The sequence below is a fragment of the Shinella sp. Sh6 genome, from assembly GCF_055392685.1.
The window spans coordinates 2,703,156-2,715,706 of record NZ_AP044005.1; the positions used below are offsets into that span (position 1 = coordinate 2,703,156).

Below are 12,551 nucleotides of genomic sequence, written 5' to 3' on the forward strand. Positions count from 1 at the left end.
TGTCTAGGCCTTCCCTAGTTCTACATCATTTGACTCGGATCGAAGTTCACGACGACTTCGCTCCAGGCGTCATATTTTTCCGGCGGCAGGCCCTTGAAGGGCCGCGATTTCATGATGGCGCGGCGCGCGCCGCCGGCAAGCGCACGGCGCGCGGATTCCGAGCCGCCCGTGGCAGTCACTTCCGGCTCGCCGATGATGTCGCCGTTCTGGTCGAGCTGCATTTTGACCTGGATGCGCACGTCGGCGGCGTCCGAAAGGCCGGGGATGATCGACCAGTTGTTCTGGATCTGGCCGCGCAGCGCGTCCATCTCGCTCATCGAGAGCTTGGAGCCGATCGTCGTCTTCTTGCCGCCGAGCGCCGCCTGCTCCTGCGAGCGCTTGGCGCCGCCGCCGGCCGCCTTTTCCTTGTTGAGAAGCGCGGCGATCTCGTCGGCGTTGAAATCGCTGTCGTTCAGCGAGCTCGCCTTCTCCTGCTTCTTCTTCTCGTCCTTCTTGCGGTCGGGCGTCTTGGCGGTCTGGGCCTTGGCCGTTTCCGTCTTCTTCTCTTCCGGCTTCTCGACGGGCTCGGCCTTCTTCTGCTCGACCTTCGGCTTCATTTCGGGAAGCGGCACCTTGTCCGGCAGCGCCTCGGCTTCCGGGTCCTCGGCAGGCTTGTCTTCGCTCGGCGTCGCCTCGGGCTTCGGGTCCGGCTTGACTTCCTGCTTGGCCTCGGGGAGCGCTGCGACCTCCGTGGAGGGCTCGCTTGCCGACTTTTCGGGCTTGACCTCTTCCACCGGCTTGGTGTCCGGCGTCTGGACGACCTTTTCCGCCTTTTCGGGCGAGGCGGCGGTCTCGATGTCGCGCGGCTTTTCCTCCGGCGTCGGCAGGTTCTTCAGGTCGACGTCGTTGTCGCCGGCATTCTGCGCATTCTCGACCGGCGTTTCCTTCTTGGTCGGGATGGGCGCGGCCTTTTCCTTCATCTCGGCCTTCTTGTCGCCCTGCTGGATCTGCGTCAGCTCCTCGATCGACACGATGTCGACCGGCAGCGCCTCGACATCGGCGACGTCGAAGCTCTCGGGACGGCCGAGCGAGACCAGCGCCCAGGTGATGACCAGGGCGTGAAGCACGGCGGATGTGGCAAGGCTGCCCTTCATGGCGTGCGGTTACCTGTCCGGTTTCTGCTCGGTGACGAGGCCGATATTGGTAAAGCCGCCGGCCTGGATGCGCGACATGACGTCGGCGATCACGCCGTAGGGCGCATTGCCGTCCCCGCGCACGAAGATGCGCTCGGTATAGCCGGTCGTCGCGACGGCCTGGAGCTTGGCGGCGATCTCCTCGACGGGGATTGCGGTTTCCTGCAGGAAGACCTGGCCGTCCGCCTTGACCGAGACGGTGATCGGCTGGGTGTCGGCGTTGAGGGCTTTCGCCTGCGTCTTCGGCAGGTCGAGCGGCACGCCGACGGTCATGAGGGGCGCTGCGACCATGAAGATGATGAGCAGCACGAGCATGACGTCGACCATCGGCGTCACGTTGATCTCGCTCATCGGCGCGCGCCTGCCGCCTCCGCGGCGGCGGCGCCCGCCTCCGCCATTCTTCGCTCCGACTGACATGCCCATGGCGTCGTCTCCGTCTGTGGCAGTTCCGGCAAGCCTGCGATGGATTTGCGTCGGAACTGCGAAATACCCTGGTGGCCGGTTACTGCGCTGCCGCGCGCGGCTGCAGCTTCTCGTCGATCTGACGCGAGAGGATGGCGGAGAACTCGTCCGCGAAGCCTTCCATGCGCGCCGTCAGCTTGCCGGCGTCGGCGGAGAACTTGTTGTAGGCGATGACGGCGGGAATGGCCGCGACGAGGCCGATGGCCGTAGCGAGCAGCGCTTCGGCGATACCGGGCGCGACCACCGCAAGGCTCGTCTGCTTGGAGCCGGCGATCGCCTGGAACGAGGTCATGATGCCGACGACCGTGCCGAAGAGGCCGACGAAGGGCGCCGCCGAGCCGATGGTGGCGAGCGAGCCGAGCCGGGCTTCCAGCGCCTCGGATTCGCGGGCGAGCGTGACGTCCATCGCCCTGTCGATGCGCATCTGCAGCCCTATCGGCGAGCGCGCCCCGCGCTCGAAGCTCTTCTTCCATTCGCGCATGGCCGCCACGAACATGGCGCTCATGCCGCTCGTCTGGCGGTCGGCGAGCGTGCGGTAGAGTTCTTCCAGCGACTGGCCGGACCAGAACACCTGCTCGAAGCTGTCGAGCTGGCGGCGGGCCTTGCCGTAGCTCACCGACTTGTCGACCACGATGGCCCAGGTCCACACGGACGCGGCGATAAGGCCGAGCATGACCAGCTTCACGATGAATCCGGCCTGGATGAAGAGACCCCAAAGGGTCACGCTGCCTGCCGCTTCCAAACCCACTTGTTCCATAGACCTATGTCCCCGAATCCAAACACCCGGCACAGGCGCTTGCGGCCCGAACCGGGTAACATTCCGCCGTCACGGATCCCTGGGAGGAAAAACCCGCTTCAGCATTCAAAAACGTGCGTCGCCCGGAAGGATTTTCGTCCGCACCCGCTTCGCAACCCGTCAAGAATGTCCGGTTGATGCCGCCGGCCGCCATGCCGGTCAAACGCTTACAACCTGCCTTCTTCACGGCAATTTTGGTTAAAGGATGACGTGCAGTGCACAAAATCCTCACCAGCCGAGTAAGACATCATTATGGTTAAGGGAGTGTTACTGCCCGGCCCCGCCGGAAACGGCCGCCACCTTGGCGAGGAAGCGCGCCGCCAGCGCCTCGGGCAGCCGGCGCGGCCGGCCGGCCGCATTGATGACGGCGATGATGACCCGCGCGGCGATCAGCAGCTGCTCGCCCCGGCGGATCTCCTGGTCGAGGATCATCTTCGCCCCGCCCGCCTTTTCCGTGGACGTCAGGATCGTCAGGATATCGTCCATGCGCGCGGGCGCCTTGAAGTCGATCTCCATGCGGTGAACGACGAAGACGAGGCCCTCGCGATCCTCCGCAAGGATGAGGCTGCCCTGCTCCAGGCCGAGGAGCCGCAGATAGTCCGTGCGGCCGCGCTCCAGGAAATGCAGGTAGCGGGCATGGTAGACGACGCCGGAGAAATCCGTGTCCTCATAATAGACACGCTGCACGAGCCGGTGGCCCGCCTCCGTCAGCTCACCGGAAAGATGGTGGTTCGTTTCGGTCACGGACATGCCCTCACTCGTCCTCCAGCCCCAGCCGGAACTGCGTCGCCTCGATATCCTTGGGCGGCGTGAGGCCGAGATGCTTCCAGGCATTGGCCGTCAGCACGCGCCCGCGCGGCGTTCGCTGGATGAAGCCCTGCTGGATCATGTAGGGCTCGATGATGTCCTCGATGGCGTCGCGCGGCTCGGAAAGACCGGCCGCGATGGTCTCGATGCCGACCGGCCCGCCGCCGAAATTGTGCGCGATCATCGAAAGGTAACGCCGGTCGAGCTGGTCGAGGCCCATATTGTCGACGAGGAGCCGCGTCAGCGCCTCGTCGGCGATCTTTTGCGTCACGGCCTCGGCCCTCGCCACTTCCGCGAAATCGCGCACACGGCGCAGCAGGCGTCCGGCGATGCGCGGCGTGCCGCGCGCCCGCCGCGCGATCTCGCGCGCGCCCTCATCCGTCATGCCGAGGCCCATCAGCCGCGCGCCGCGGCGCACGATCGATTCCAGTTCCTCGACGGTGTAGAAATTAAGCCGCACCGGGATGCCGAAGCGGTCGCGCAGCGGCGTCGTCAGGAGGCCGAGGCGCGTGGTGGCGGCAACGAGCGTGAATTTCGACAGGTCGATCTTCACCGAGCGCGCGGCAGGGCCCTCGCCGATGATGAGGTCGAGCTGGAAATCCTCCATGGCCGGGTAGAGGATTTCCTCGACGGCCGGGTTGAGGCGGTGGATCTCGTCGATGAAGAGCACGTCGCGCTCTTCCAGATTGGTGAGCAGCGCCGCAAGGTCGCCGGCCTTGGCGATGACCGGGCCCGAGGTCGAGCGGAAGTTGACGCCGAGCTCCTTCGCCATGATCTGGGCGAGCGTCGTCTTGCCGAGGCCGGGCGGGCCGACGAAGAGCACATGGTCGAGCGCCTCGCCGCGGTTCTTCGCCGCCTCGATGAAGATCTTCAGGTTCGCCCGCGCCTCCGCCTGGCCGGTGAAGTCGTCCAGCGTCTGGGGCCTGAGGGCCGTATCGATGTCCTCGCCGCGCTTGTCGGGCGAAAGCAGTCTGGTCTCGTCGCTCATCGAGCCCTAATCCCATTGTCGACGGAGGAAGGCAACCGCATCACCGCGACAATTCCTTGAGGCCGAGACGGATGAGCTTGGCGCTGTCGGCCTCCTCCCCGCCATTCTTGAGCGCCGCCGCGACGGCGTTCGCCGCCTGATCGCGCGAATAGCCGAGATTGGTGAGCGCCGAGACGGCGTCGGTGACCGGGGCGGAAGCGACGCCCTCGCCGATCTCCTGCTTGAGCCCGATGGACGCCCCCGCCTCGCCCGCGAAGGTCGGCGCCTTGTTGCGCAGCTCCGTGATGATGCGCACCGCCACCTTCGGCCCGACGCCCGGCGCGCGCGACACCGCCGTCTTGTCCTGAAGCGCGATGGCGTTGGCAAGCTCCCCCGGCGTCAGCGTCGAAAGGACCGCGAGCGCCACCTTGGAACCGACGCCCTGCACGCTTTGCAGCAGGCGGAACCATTCGCGCTCCAGCGCCGTCAGGAAACCGAACAGGCGGAACTGGTCCTCCCGCACATAGGTCTCGATGAACAGCACCGCCGCCTCGCCGGCCGAGCCGAGCCTGCCGAGCGTGCGCGCCGAGCAATGGGCGACATAGCCGACCCCGTGCACGTCGAGGACCACATGATCCTCGCCGATCTCGTCGATTACGCCTTTGAGTTTGCCGATCATGGGAGGATCCGTCAGGGATGGGTTTCGGGGGAAATGATGTCGAGCGCGGGGAAATAGTTGCGGTAGCGGGCGGCATCGCGGGTGAGCAGGCGATGAGACCGGGCGGCCGCATGGGCACCGACAAGGAAATCGGGAAGCGTGCGCTCGCGAAGCCCGCCCGCCCGGCGATAGGCATAATGTGCCTTGCCTGCCGAAAATGCCGCCTCGTAGGACATCGGTTCGCGCCGCATGCGCAGCCAGCCGAAGGCAAGGTTCAGTTCCAGCTCGCTGAGCGGCGAGGTCGCCAGCTCCGACCAGACGACGGGATGAAGAACGAGTTCGCCTTCTTCCGCACAGCGCTTCAGTGCGGCAAGCGACCAGACGCGCTGGGGCCGGTCCGGACCGAGAATGTCGATCAGGACATTCGTGTCAACGAGGGTCGAGGTCATCACGCGGCCCACGCAGCCATTCGAAATATTCGTCGGGCGTCATGCCATCGAGGTCCCAAGTCCCCTGGACGCTCGCCGCCCAGTCCTCGAAATCCTTGAAGTCGGACTTACCGTCACCGGCCTTGACCAGCATCACGCCGTTTTCCGATACGACGAAGTCGACCTCCGAGCCCGGCTTGATGGCAAGCCGCTCGCGGATATCCTTCGGGATCGTCACCTGGCCTTTTTCCGTCACGCGCATGGTAATACCTCTGCGGTATTACTTACCGGCACGATAGGAACAAGTCAAGAACAAATCAGCCGGCGAGCTTGGCGAGGCGGCCGGAAAGGCCCTGGCGGTTGTGGGCGTGGCAGATGGCGATGGCGAGCGCGTCGGCGGCGTCGTTGCCGACGAAGGTCGCCTTGGGCATCAGCACCTTCAGCATCATGTGGATCTGCTGCTTCTCGCCGTGGCCGACGCCGATGACGGCCTTTTTGACGGCGTTCGGCGCATATTCGGCGACGCGCAGGCCCGCGCGGGCCGGCACCAGCATGGCGATGCCGCGCGCCTGGCCGAGCTTCAGCGTCGCCGTCGCGTCCTTGTTGACGAAGGTCTGCTCCACCGCCGCCTCGTCCGGCTTGTAGCCGTGCACCACCTCGGCAAGGCCGTCGTGGAGCTGGCAGAGGCGCGAGGCAAGATCCATCTCGCCGTCGGAGGTCACCGTGCCGGAGGCGACGAAGCGCAGCGAATTGCCGAGCGTCTCGATAATGCCCCAGCCGGTGCGGCGAAGCCCCGGATCGATGCCGATGATGCGAATCGTTTCCTGCATGCAAAAACCCTAGTCCCGTTGGCCGGACCCTGCCAGTCAAATGTGAACAAAACAAAAACAAAGGAACGGTTTGCGGAAAGCGGGGCATCTTCGCTTGGATTTCACGGAACTGAACCTACATGGGAGGGCAATCAAATTTCCTTAGCAAGAGGCCGCGCCATGGTGCCCTTCTCGATCCTCGACCTGTCCCCGGTCACCGAAGGCGGCACCGTCGCCCAGTCGCTCGAAAATTCCCGCCGCCTCGCGCAGGAGGCGGAGGCCGAAGGCTACAAGCGCTTCTGGCTTGCCGAGCACCACGGTATGCGCGGCATCGCCAGCGCCGCCACCTCCCTTGTCATCCAGCATGTCGCCGCGGGCACGAAGACGATCCGCGTCGGTTCGGGCGGCATCATGCTGCCGAACCATTCGCCGCTCGTCATCGCCGAGCAGTTCGGCACGCTCGCCGCGCTCTTTCCGGACCGCATCGATCTCGGCCTCGGCCGCGCGCCGGGCACGGACATGCGCACGGCGCAGGCGCTGCGCCGCAACCTCGACAGCGCCGCGAACGCCTTCCCGCAGGACGTGGTGGAACTGATGCAGCTCCTCGGGCCGGCAGGCCCCGACCAGAAGGTCATCGCCATTCCGGGCGCAGGCAGCAACGTGCCGGTCTGGCTGCTCGGCTCCAGCCACTATTCGGCGCATCTGGCCGGCATGCTGGGCCTGCCCTTCGCCTTCGCCTCGCATTTCGCGCCGGACATGCTGCTGAGCGCGCTGGAGATCTACCGCGAGCGCTTCGAGCCTTCGCAATATCTCGACAGGCCCCATGTCATGGTCGGCGTGATGGGCGCGGCGGCCGATACGGATGCGGAGGCGAACCACCTCTTCACCTCCATGCAGCAATCCTTCGTGCGCCTGCGTCGCGGCACGCCGAGCGCCTTCCCGCCGCCGGTCGACGATATGGATGCCTTCTGGAACGAGCAGGAGCGCATCATGGTCGAGCACACGCTGCAATATGCCGTGGTGGGTGGGCCGCAGACGATCAGGCGCCGCATCGCCGATTTCCTGGCGCTGACGAAGGCGGACGAGCTGATCGTGTCGATGCCGGTCTACGACATGGACGCGCGGCTGAAATCGGTGCGGCTGTTTGCCGGGGCGCAGCGGGAGCTGGCCGAGGCGGCATAAAGAAGAAGGCCGGCGCCTTGGTGGCACCGGCCTTTTGCTATTTCACCATCGCCTTTTTCGTCATGGCCGGGCTTGACCCGACCATCCATGCCGCGGGTGCCGCGTGGATCCTCGGGGCAAGCCCGAGGATGACGGAAGGAGAGACTGGTGGCTCGATCAGGCCGACAGCTTCGCCATGACCTCGTCCGACACCTCGAAGTTCGAGTAGACGTTCTGCACGTCGTCGTCGTCTTCCAGCGTGTCGATGAGCTTCATCAGCGACTGGGCCTTTTCCTCGTCGACCGGCACCGTGTTCTGCGCCCGCCAGATCGCCTTGACGGTCTCGGCTTCGCCGAGCTTGTCTTCCAGCGCCTTGGAGACGTCGCCGATATCCTCGAAGCCGCAGATGATCGTGTGGCCGTCCTCGTCGCTCGTCACGTCCTCGGCGCCGGCCTCGATGGCGGCTTCCATGACGTCGTCGGCGCTGCCGACGGAGAGCTTGTAGGTGATCTCGCCGACGCGGTCGAAGGAGAAGGACACCGAGCCCGTTTCGCCGAGCGCGCCGCCGGCCTTGGAGAAGGTCGAGCGGACGGAGGAGGCGGTGCGGTTGCGGTTGTCGGTCAGCGCCTCGACGATGACGGCGACGCCGCCCGGGCCGTAGCCCTCGTAGCGGACTTCCTCGTAGTTCTCGCTGTCGGCGCCGGAGGCCTTCTTGATGGCGCGCTCGATATTGTCCTTCGGCATCGACTGCGCCTTGGCGTTCTGGATCGCCAGGCGCAGGCGGGCGTTCATCGACGGGTCGGGCAGGCCCGTCTTGGCCGCGACCGTGATTTCACGGGCGAGCTTGGAGAACATTTTCGACCGCACGGCATCCTGCCGACCCTTGCGGTGCATGATATTCTTGAACTGTGAATGGCCAGCCATGGCACCCCTGTCTCGTTTGGCGCCCTTATCCTTCGGTCGCCGGTCACTGTGGCAGGGCACCCGCCGCGCCGGCGCGCCGGTCTCATGCCCCGATTTTCGAAATGCCGCCTTATAATTTCATTGCCGCCGCGCGTCCAGCAGTCCGGCAAACAAAGCGGCGAAAGCTCAGTTCGCCGTCACGCGGGCGCGGCTGAGCAGGAAGGAATGGCCGTCGTCGCGCTTGCAGGTGAGCCCCGTACGCTCCGAATAACAGGTGAAGGGACCGGCCGACCACACGTCGCCGTAGGGGATGACCTTGTCGCCGCCGCAGCAGCCCCGGTCGCCGATATTGGTGCGCACCACCGCCTTGCCGGCGCGCCCGAGCGTCGCACGCAGGTATTTCGGCTCGACGCGGTCGCAGGAAAGCTCCGGCCCGCCGTCGGCCGGCCGATAGGTCGCCGTGCCGCCCTCGGGAATGTAGATGCAGCCGATATTGCCGGAGGGCATGACGAATTCTTCGGCAACGCCGAGCACGCGAACCGGCGCCTTTTCCACCGGCTGCATTTCCGTTCCACGCGGCTTGCCCGATTCGGCGCCGGGTCCGCCGGGCGTCGGCGCGCCGCTCGCAAGGGCGGCGGTCGAGAAAAGCAGCAAGGGGACGGCGGACAGGAAACGCATCGCGGGCTCCGGCATGAACGGGCAAAGAATAGGCAGGGCCGGCCGCCGCGGCAAGCACCGCGCCCGAAGGTGGAACCTTGCCACCCGCCCCCCGTTCCCTTCCATCGACCGCAACGCGCGAAAGGAACAGCCATGTCCGACCTTACCAAGGCCCGTGAAAACCCCAAGGAGCAGCTTTTCGACGAGATCGACCGCATCCATGCCGGCATGCTCGGCCTCGAAGGCAGTTCTATGCACATGCAGCCGATGGCCCCGCAACTCGACCGCCAGACGGGCACGATCTGGTTCTTCACCAAGGCCGACACGGAGATCGCCGAGGCGATCGCTCCCGGCGCGCGCGCCCATTTCTGCGTGGTCGGCAAGGACCACGATTATCACGCCTGCATTTCCGGCCGCATCCTTCTGCGCCGCGACCCCGTCAAGATCGACGAATACTGGAACTCGGTGATCGAGGCCTGGTTCGACGGCAAGGACGACCCGAAGCTCACCCTGCTGGCGCTGGAAATGGAGGACGCGGAAATCTGGGCCTCCACCGGCAGCACGCTGAAATTCGGCTGGGAGATCGCCAAGGCGAACCTCAATCCGGACGAGGAGCCGGATATCGGCGTGAAGACGCATGTCGACTTCACCGGCGGCCCCGCAGATCGGCTGCGCCACATGGTCTGACGGTCTGGCTCAGCGCCAGAAATCCGGCACCGTCTCGGCAAGGCGCGGGCCGAGGCGGAGCGGCGCGACCTTCTCCGCAAGGCCCGTGCGGTCGGAGATCTCCACCGCCATGCCGCAGATCGTCGCCGGCCCCGAGGCCGCCTCGAAACGGCCCTTCGGCATCTTCGAGATGAAGCGGTTCAGCGGCTCCTCCTTCTCCATGCCGAGGGAGGAATCGTAGTCGCCGCACATGCCGGCATCCGACATGTAGGCCGTGCCGCCGTTCAATATCTGGCAGTCGGCGGTCGGCACATGGGTGTGCGTGCCGACGACGACGCTGGCGCGCCCGTCGACGAAATGGCCGAAGCATTGCTTCTCGCTCGTCGCCTCGGCATGGAAGTCGAAGATCACGGCATCGGCCTGCTCGCCGAGCGGGCAGGAGGCAAGGATCGCCTCGCCCGCCGTGAAGGGGTCGTCGAGCTCGGGATGCATGAACACCCGGCCCATGATGTTGGAGACGAGGACGCGCGCGCCGTTGCGGGCGACGAAGAGATTGGCGCCGCGGCCGGGCGTTCCGGCGGGATAGTTGGCGGGGCGCAGGAACTGGTCGTGACGGCTTGCGAAGGTTACCGCCTCCTTCTGGTCCCAGACGTGGTTGCCGGTCGTCACCACGTCGGCGCCGGCATTGATCGTCTCCAGGAAGATGTCTTCCGTGATACCGAAGCCGCCGGCCGCGTTCTCCCCGTTGACGACGACGAAATCCAGCTTGAAGTCGCCGATCAGCCCCGGCAGGCGCTCCCAGACGGCCGTCCGCCCGGTCTTGCCCACCATGTCGCCCAGAAAGAGAAAACGCATCTGCCTGCCTTACGAAACCTGTTGGAACATGCGGAAGCCGCTCTCGGTGAGGATCGCGTCCAGCGCGACGTCGTGCGGTTCCGCCGGTACTGATGCCACTTCCTGGCAGTCGAACGCAATGCCGATGAGTTTCGGCGCACCGCCTTTCGCCTTGAGGCGGTCGATGGCGCGGTCGTAGTGGCCGGCGCCGTAGCCGATGCGGTGGCCCGCCCGGTCGAAGGCCGAAAGCGGCACGAGCAGGATTTCCGGGTCGAGCACGGCGGCCTCCGGCCCCGGCCCGGTCGTGCCGAAGCCGGTCTTGATCACCGGCGCGCCGGGAACGAGCTCACGAAAGACGATGGTCTCGCGGTCGAGCACGACGGGCAGGCAGAGCCGCGCCCCGCGCGTGCGCAGATGCGCCATCAGCGGGCGGATGTCGGCCTCCGAGCGGATCGGCCAGAAACCGGAAATCACCGTGCCGGGCGTAAAATCGAGCCGGTCGCCGGCGTGATCGACCATGGCAAGGCTGCCCTCGATGCGCGCTTCCGCCGTCATCGCATCGCGCAGCGCCAGCCGCTCGTTGCGGATCGCCGCCTTCTCTTCCCTCTTCGTCACGGATCTCTCCCGCCCTGTTGCGCTCCGCTTACCAGCTAGCAGCGGCGGAAGGCAAATCCCCGTTTCCCTGCGACGCGCATCGGCCTGTTTCGAAACGGGACATGAGGAAGAAAAGCCGAGGCCCGCCGTTAAGCATCGGGGGCGCTTGTCCTTGCGCTGTCCGGCTCAGCCTTTAAGTCGGGCGCATGTCCTCGAAAGATGATCTTTCCCCCGTGCCGGAACTCAGCGAAATCGAACGGCGGTGCCTCGCACTCGCCGCCAACGGCCGGACGCCGGCCGATATCGTGCTGGAGACGGATATCGCAATGCCCCGGGTCGCCGAGGCCCTGCGCAGCGCCATCGACAAGCTCGGCGCGCGCAATATGACGGGCGCGATCACCCGCGCCGTGCGCCTCGATCTTCTTTAGGCTTCATGCAGCCGAAGAAATCTCCGCAAGCCGCAGCATCGCCTGCGCCGCGCCCTCGTCGGTGATCAGCGTGTTGCAACCGACGCGGCGGATCGTGGCGCGGATTGCCGGCGCACGGTGCGCCCCGCCCGAGACGAGCACGATGTGGCGCGCCTTCTTCACCGTATCGAGATCGATGGACATGACGCGGTGGCGGATCGGGTGGTCGATGGTGCGGCCCTCGGCATCGAGGAAATTGCACATCGTATCGCACACGCAGCCCGCCGCGATCAGCTCCTCCAGCTCATGCCGGGCGATGAAATCGCGCGACAGGGAGCTGGCGTCGGGCCCGATATCGCCGCAGCTCACGACGGCGATATCCATGCTCTCGGCGATCTCGAACAGCGTCTTCAGCCCGCATTTCTCGATGAGGCTGCGCTTGGTCTCCTTCGAATCGACCAGCAGCGGGGCGAGGAACAGGTAGCATTCCGCGCCGAGCTGGCTCGCCAGCCGCCAGGTATATTCGATGGGGTTGATGTTGTGCGCCTCCACGACGCCGCCGAGCAGCGAGACGACCTTCACGCGCTCGCGCCGCGCGGGACGAAAACTGGCGAGCGAGGCCGTGAGCGTGCGGCCCCAGCCCACCCCCACCGTGCAATCGTCCGGGATCGCCTCGGTGAGGAACTGGCCGAGCGCCAGGCCGACGCTCTTTGCCGTCGCCTCCGCAGTGTCGCCCGCCGGCACCACCACGGCCTCGTCGAGACCGTAGGCCTTTTCCAGCCGGCCGGCGAGCTCGACGCAATCGCCGATGCCCTCGTTGATCCAGATTTGCACCTCGGAGCGCTTCAGCGCCTCGTCGAGCATGCGGATGACGGTGGTGCGGCTGACGCCGATCCTCTCCGCCACATCCTTCTGGGTGAGGCCCTGATTGTAATAGAGCCAGGCCGCCCGGAGCCGGAGCGCCGCCGATTCCGAATAGGCCGTGTGCGTATCGCGCCGAAGCCGTGCCACGTCGCCTCCCTTTGCTGTATCTTTGCGCACAGCTTAGCACATCGTGCGGCGAATGCGACATATGTTCAGAACAATGAGCAAAAGTGCTTGACTTTTCCCCGGCGGAACGTCGATAGTCCACCCGTGTCGGCTGGCGGCTTTCCGTCGGCAGGCAAGGTGTGCCAGCACGGACGGCGAGTGAAACGGAAGCACGCTCGCCGGCCGCGCTTCCACAGGAAC

Annotated in this window: 17 protein-coding genes; 3 read left to right on the forward strand and 14 right to left on the reverse strand. The window is 65.9% G+C overall.

Going from position 1 to position 12,551, the window contains the following annotated elements; all coding sequences use genetic code 11:
• Positions 1 to 20: 20 nt before the first annotated feature.
• From ACZ5TO_RS12945 to ruvC, 9 genes are all read right to left on the reverse strand, one after another.
• Positions 21 to 1,133, reverse strand: coding sequence for a hypothetical protein (locus ACZ5TO_RS12945; RefSeq protein WP_464798375.1), 1,113 nt, complete (start codon positions 1,131 to 1,133; stop codon positions 21 to 23).
• Between the two features lie 9 nt (positions 1,134 to 1,142).
• Positions 1,143 to 1,595, reverse strand: coding sequence for a protein TolR (tolR, locus tag ACZ5TO_RS12950; RefSeq protein WP_184144096.1), 453 nt, complete (start codon positions 1,593 to 1,595; stop codon positions 1,143 to 1,145).
• A gap of 79 nt (positions 1,596 to 1,674) precedes the next feature.
• Positions 1,675 to 2,391 carry a protein TolQ gene (gene tolQ / locus ACZ5TO_RS12955; RefSeq protein WP_184144094.1) on the reverse strand — a complete coding sequence of 239 codons (717 nt, stop codon included), beginning with the start codon at positions 2,389 to 2,391 and terminating at the stop codon, positions 1,675 to 1,677.
• Between the two features lie 306 nt (positions 2,392 to 2,697).
• Positions 2,698 to 3,180 carry a tol-pal system-associated acyl-CoA thioesterase gene (gene ybgC / locus ACZ5TO_RS12960; RefSeq protein WP_464798376.1) on the reverse strand — a complete coding sequence of 161 codons (483 nt, stop codon included), beginning with the start codon at positions 3,178 to 3,180 and terminating at the stop codon, positions 2,698 to 2,700.
• Between the two features lie 4 nt (positions 3,181 to 3,184).
• Complete coding sequence (ruvB, locus tag ACZ5TO_RS12965; protein WP_184144090.1) at positions 3,185 to 4,225, reverse strand: Holliday junction branch migration DNA helicase RuvB; 1,041 nt, start codon at positions 4,223 to 4,225, stop codon at positions 3,185 to 3,187.
• Between the two features lie 40 nt (positions 4,226 to 4,265).
• A complete protein-coding gene (ruvA, locus tag ACZ5TO_RS12970; RefSeq protein ID WP_464798377.1) occupies positions 4,266 to 4,883 on the reverse strand; it encodes a Holliday junction branch migration protein RuvA in 618 nt (205 codons plus the stop codon).
• Positions 4,884 to 4,894: 11 nt separating this feature from the next.
• Positions 4,895 to 5,311, reverse strand: coding sequence for a type II toxin-antitoxin system VapC family toxin (locus ACZ5TO_RS12975; RefSeq protein WP_464798378.1), 417 nt, complete (start codon positions 5,309 to 5,311; stop codon positions 4,895 to 4,897).
• Positions 5,292 to 5,552, reverse strand: a complete 261-nt coding sequence (locus ACZ5TO_RS12980) for an AbrB/MazE/SpoVT family DNA-binding domain-containing protein (RefSeq protein ID WP_464798379.1) — start codon at positions 5,550 to 5,552, stop codon at positions 5,292 to 5,294. The genes ACZ5TO_RS12975 and ACZ5TO_RS12980 overlap by 20 nt, the downstream gene beginning before the upstream one ends.
• A 55-nt stretch (positions 5,553 to 5,607) precedes the next feature.
• Positions 5,608 to 6,120 (reverse strand): crossover junction endodeoxyribonuclease RuvC, encoded by a 513-nt coding sequence (gene ruvC, locus ACZ5TO_RS12985; protein ID WP_184144082.1) that lies wholly within the window; start codon positions 6,118 to 6,120, stop codon positions 5,608 to 5,610.
• 159 nt (positions 6,121 to 6,279) lie between these two features.
• Between ruvC and ACZ5TO_RS12990 the strand changes: the two genes are divergently transcribed.
• Positions 6,280 to 7,281 (forward strand): LLM class flavin-dependent oxidoreductase, encoded by a 1,002-nt coding sequence (locus ACZ5TO_RS12990; protein WP_464798380.1) that lies wholly within the window; start codon positions 6,280 to 6,282, stop codon positions 7,279 to 7,281.
• 156 nt (positions 7,282 to 7,437) lie between these two features.
• Here the strand turns inward: ACZ5TO_RS12990 and ACZ5TO_RS12995 are convergent, their stop codons facing one another.
• Together ACZ5TO_RS12995 and ACZ5TO_RS13000 are read right to left on the reverse strand one after the other, a co-directional pair.
• The gene (locus ACZ5TO_RS12995) at positions 7,438 to 8,184 is read right to left on the reverse strand and encodes a YebC/PmpR family DNA-binding transcriptional regulator (RefSeq protein WP_184144078.1); all 747 of its coding nucleotides are present in this window, start codon (positions 8,182 to 8,184) and stop codon (positions 7,438 to 7,440) included.
• A gap of 165 nt (positions 8,185 to 8,349) precedes the next feature.
• On the reverse strand, positions 8,350 to 8,841 hold the full coding sequence (locus ACZ5TO_RS13000) for a hypothetical protein (RefSeq protein WP_464798381.1): 492 nt from the start codon (positions 8,839 to 8,841) through the stop codon (positions 8,350 to 8,352).
• 132 nt (positions 8,842 to 8,973) lie between these two features.
• Here ACZ5TO_RS13000 and ACZ5TO_RS13005 point away from each other — a divergent pair, with 132 nt between their 5' ends.
• Entirely contained in the window at positions 8,974 to 9,507 is a 534-nt protein-coding gene (locus ACZ5TO_RS13005) for a pyridoxamine 5'-phosphate oxidase family protein (protein WP_464798382.1), read from the forward strand.
• 9 nt (positions 9,508 to 9,516) lie between these two features.
• Here ACZ5TO_RS13005 and ACZ5TO_RS13010 read toward each other — a convergent pair whose 3' ends face one another.
• Both ACZ5TO_RS13010 and ACZ5TO_RS13015 read right to left on the reverse strand, forming a co-directional pair.
• Positions 9,517 to 10,341, reverse strand: a complete 825-nt coding sequence (locus tag ACZ5TO_RS13010) for a TIGR00282 family metallophosphoesterase (protein WP_184144072.1) — start codon at positions 10,339 to 10,341, stop codon at positions 9,517 to 9,519.
• Positions 10,342 to 10,350: 9 nt separating this feature from the next.
• Positions 10,351 to 10,875: a 5-formyltetrahydrofolate cyclo-ligase gene (locus ACZ5TO_RS13015; protein ID WP_210308740.1), complete on the reverse strand. Its 525-nt coding sequence runs from the start codon at positions 10,873 to 10,875 to the stop codon at positions 10,351 to 10,353.
• A 245-nt stretch (positions 10,876 to 11,120) separates the two neighbouring features.
• Between ACZ5TO_RS13015 and ACZ5TO_RS13020 the strand changes: the two genes are divergently transcribed.
• Positions 11,121 to 11,342, forward strand: coding sequence for a helix-turn-helix domain-containing protein (locus ACZ5TO_RS13020; protein ID WP_464798383.1), 222 nt, complete (start codon positions 11,121 to 11,123; stop codon positions 11,340 to 11,342).
• Positions 11,343 to 11,345: 3 nt separating this feature from the next.
• On the opposite strand, the gene ACZ5TO_RS13025 is transcribed toward ACZ5TO_RS13020, so the two are convergent.
• Positions 11,346 to 12,332 carry a sugar-binding transcriptional regulator gene (locus ACZ5TO_RS13025; protein ID WP_464798384.1) on the reverse strand — a complete coding sequence of 329 codons (987 nt, stop codon included), beginning with the start codon at positions 12,330 to 12,332 and terminating at the stop codon, positions 11,346 to 11,348.
• Positions 12,333 to 12,551: the final 219 nt, after the last annotated feature.

Bases quoted from the DNA above. Each gene is read 5' to 3' on its own strand.
- ACZ5TO_RS12975 (WP_464798378.1), bottom strand. From the start codon at position 5,311: ATGACCTCGACCCTCGTTGACACGAATGTCCTGATCGACATTCTCGGT.
- ACZ5TO_RS12990 (WP_464798380.1), top strand. From the start codon at position 6,280: ATGGTGCCCTTCTCGATCCTCGACCTGTCCCCGGTCACCGAAGGCGGC.
- ACZ5TO_RS13000 (WP_464798381.1), bottom strand. From the start codon at position 8,841: ATGCGTTTCCTGTCCGCCGTCCCCTTGCTGCTTTTCTCGACCGCCGCC.
- ACZ5TO_RS13015 (WP_210308740.1), bottom strand. From the start codon at position 10,875: ATGACGGCGGAAGCGCGCATCGAGGGCAGCCTTGCCATGGTCGATCAC.
- tolR (WP_184144096.1), bottom strand. From the start codon at position 1,595: ATGGGCATGTCAGTCGGAGCGAAGAATGGCGGAGGCGGGCGCCGCCGC.
- ACZ5TO_RS13020 (WP_464798383.1), top strand. From the start codon at position 11,121: ATGTCCTCGAAAGATGATCTTTCCCCCGTGCCGGAACTCAGCGAAATC.
- ruvB (WP_184144090.1), bottom strand. From the start codon at position 4,225: ATGAGCGACGAGACCAGACTGCTTTCGCCCGACAAGCGCGGCGAGGAC.
- ACZ5TO_RS12995 (WP_184144078.1), bottom strand. From the start codon at position 8,184: ATGGCTGGCCATTCACAGTTCAAGAATATCATGCACCGCAAGGGTCGG.
- ruvC (WP_184144082.1), bottom strand. From the start codon at position 6,120: ATGCAGGAAACGATTCGCATCATCGGCATCGATCCGGGGCTTCGCCGC.
- ACZ5TO_RS12945 (WP_464798375.1), bottom strand. From the start codon at position 1,133: ATGAAGGGCAGCCTTGCCACATCCGCCGTGCTTCACGCCCTGGTCATC.
- ruvA (WP_464798377.1), bottom strand. From the start codon at position 4,883: ATGATCGGCAAACTCAAAGGCGTAATCGACGAGATCGGCGAGGATCAT.
- ACZ5TO_RS13005 (WP_464798382.1), top strand. From the start codon at position 8,974: ATGTCCGACCTTACCAAGGCCCGTGAAAACCCCAAGGAGCAGCTTTTC.
- tolQ (WP_184144094.1), bottom strand. From the start codon at position 2,391: ATGGAACAAGTGGGTTTGGAAGCGGCAGGCAGCGTGACCCTTTGGGGT.
- ACZ5TO_RS12980 (WP_464798379.1), bottom strand. From the start codon at position 5,552: ATGCGCGTGACGGAAAAAGGCCAGGTGACGATCCCGAAGGATATCCGC.
- ybgC (WP_464798376.1), bottom strand. From the start codon at position 3,180: ATGTCCGTGACCGAAACGAACCACCATCTTTCCGGTGAGCTGACGGAG.
- ACZ5TO_RS13010 (WP_184144072.1), bottom strand. From the start codon at position 10,341: ATGCGTTTTCTCTTTCTGGGCGACATGGTGGGCAAGACCGGGCGGACG.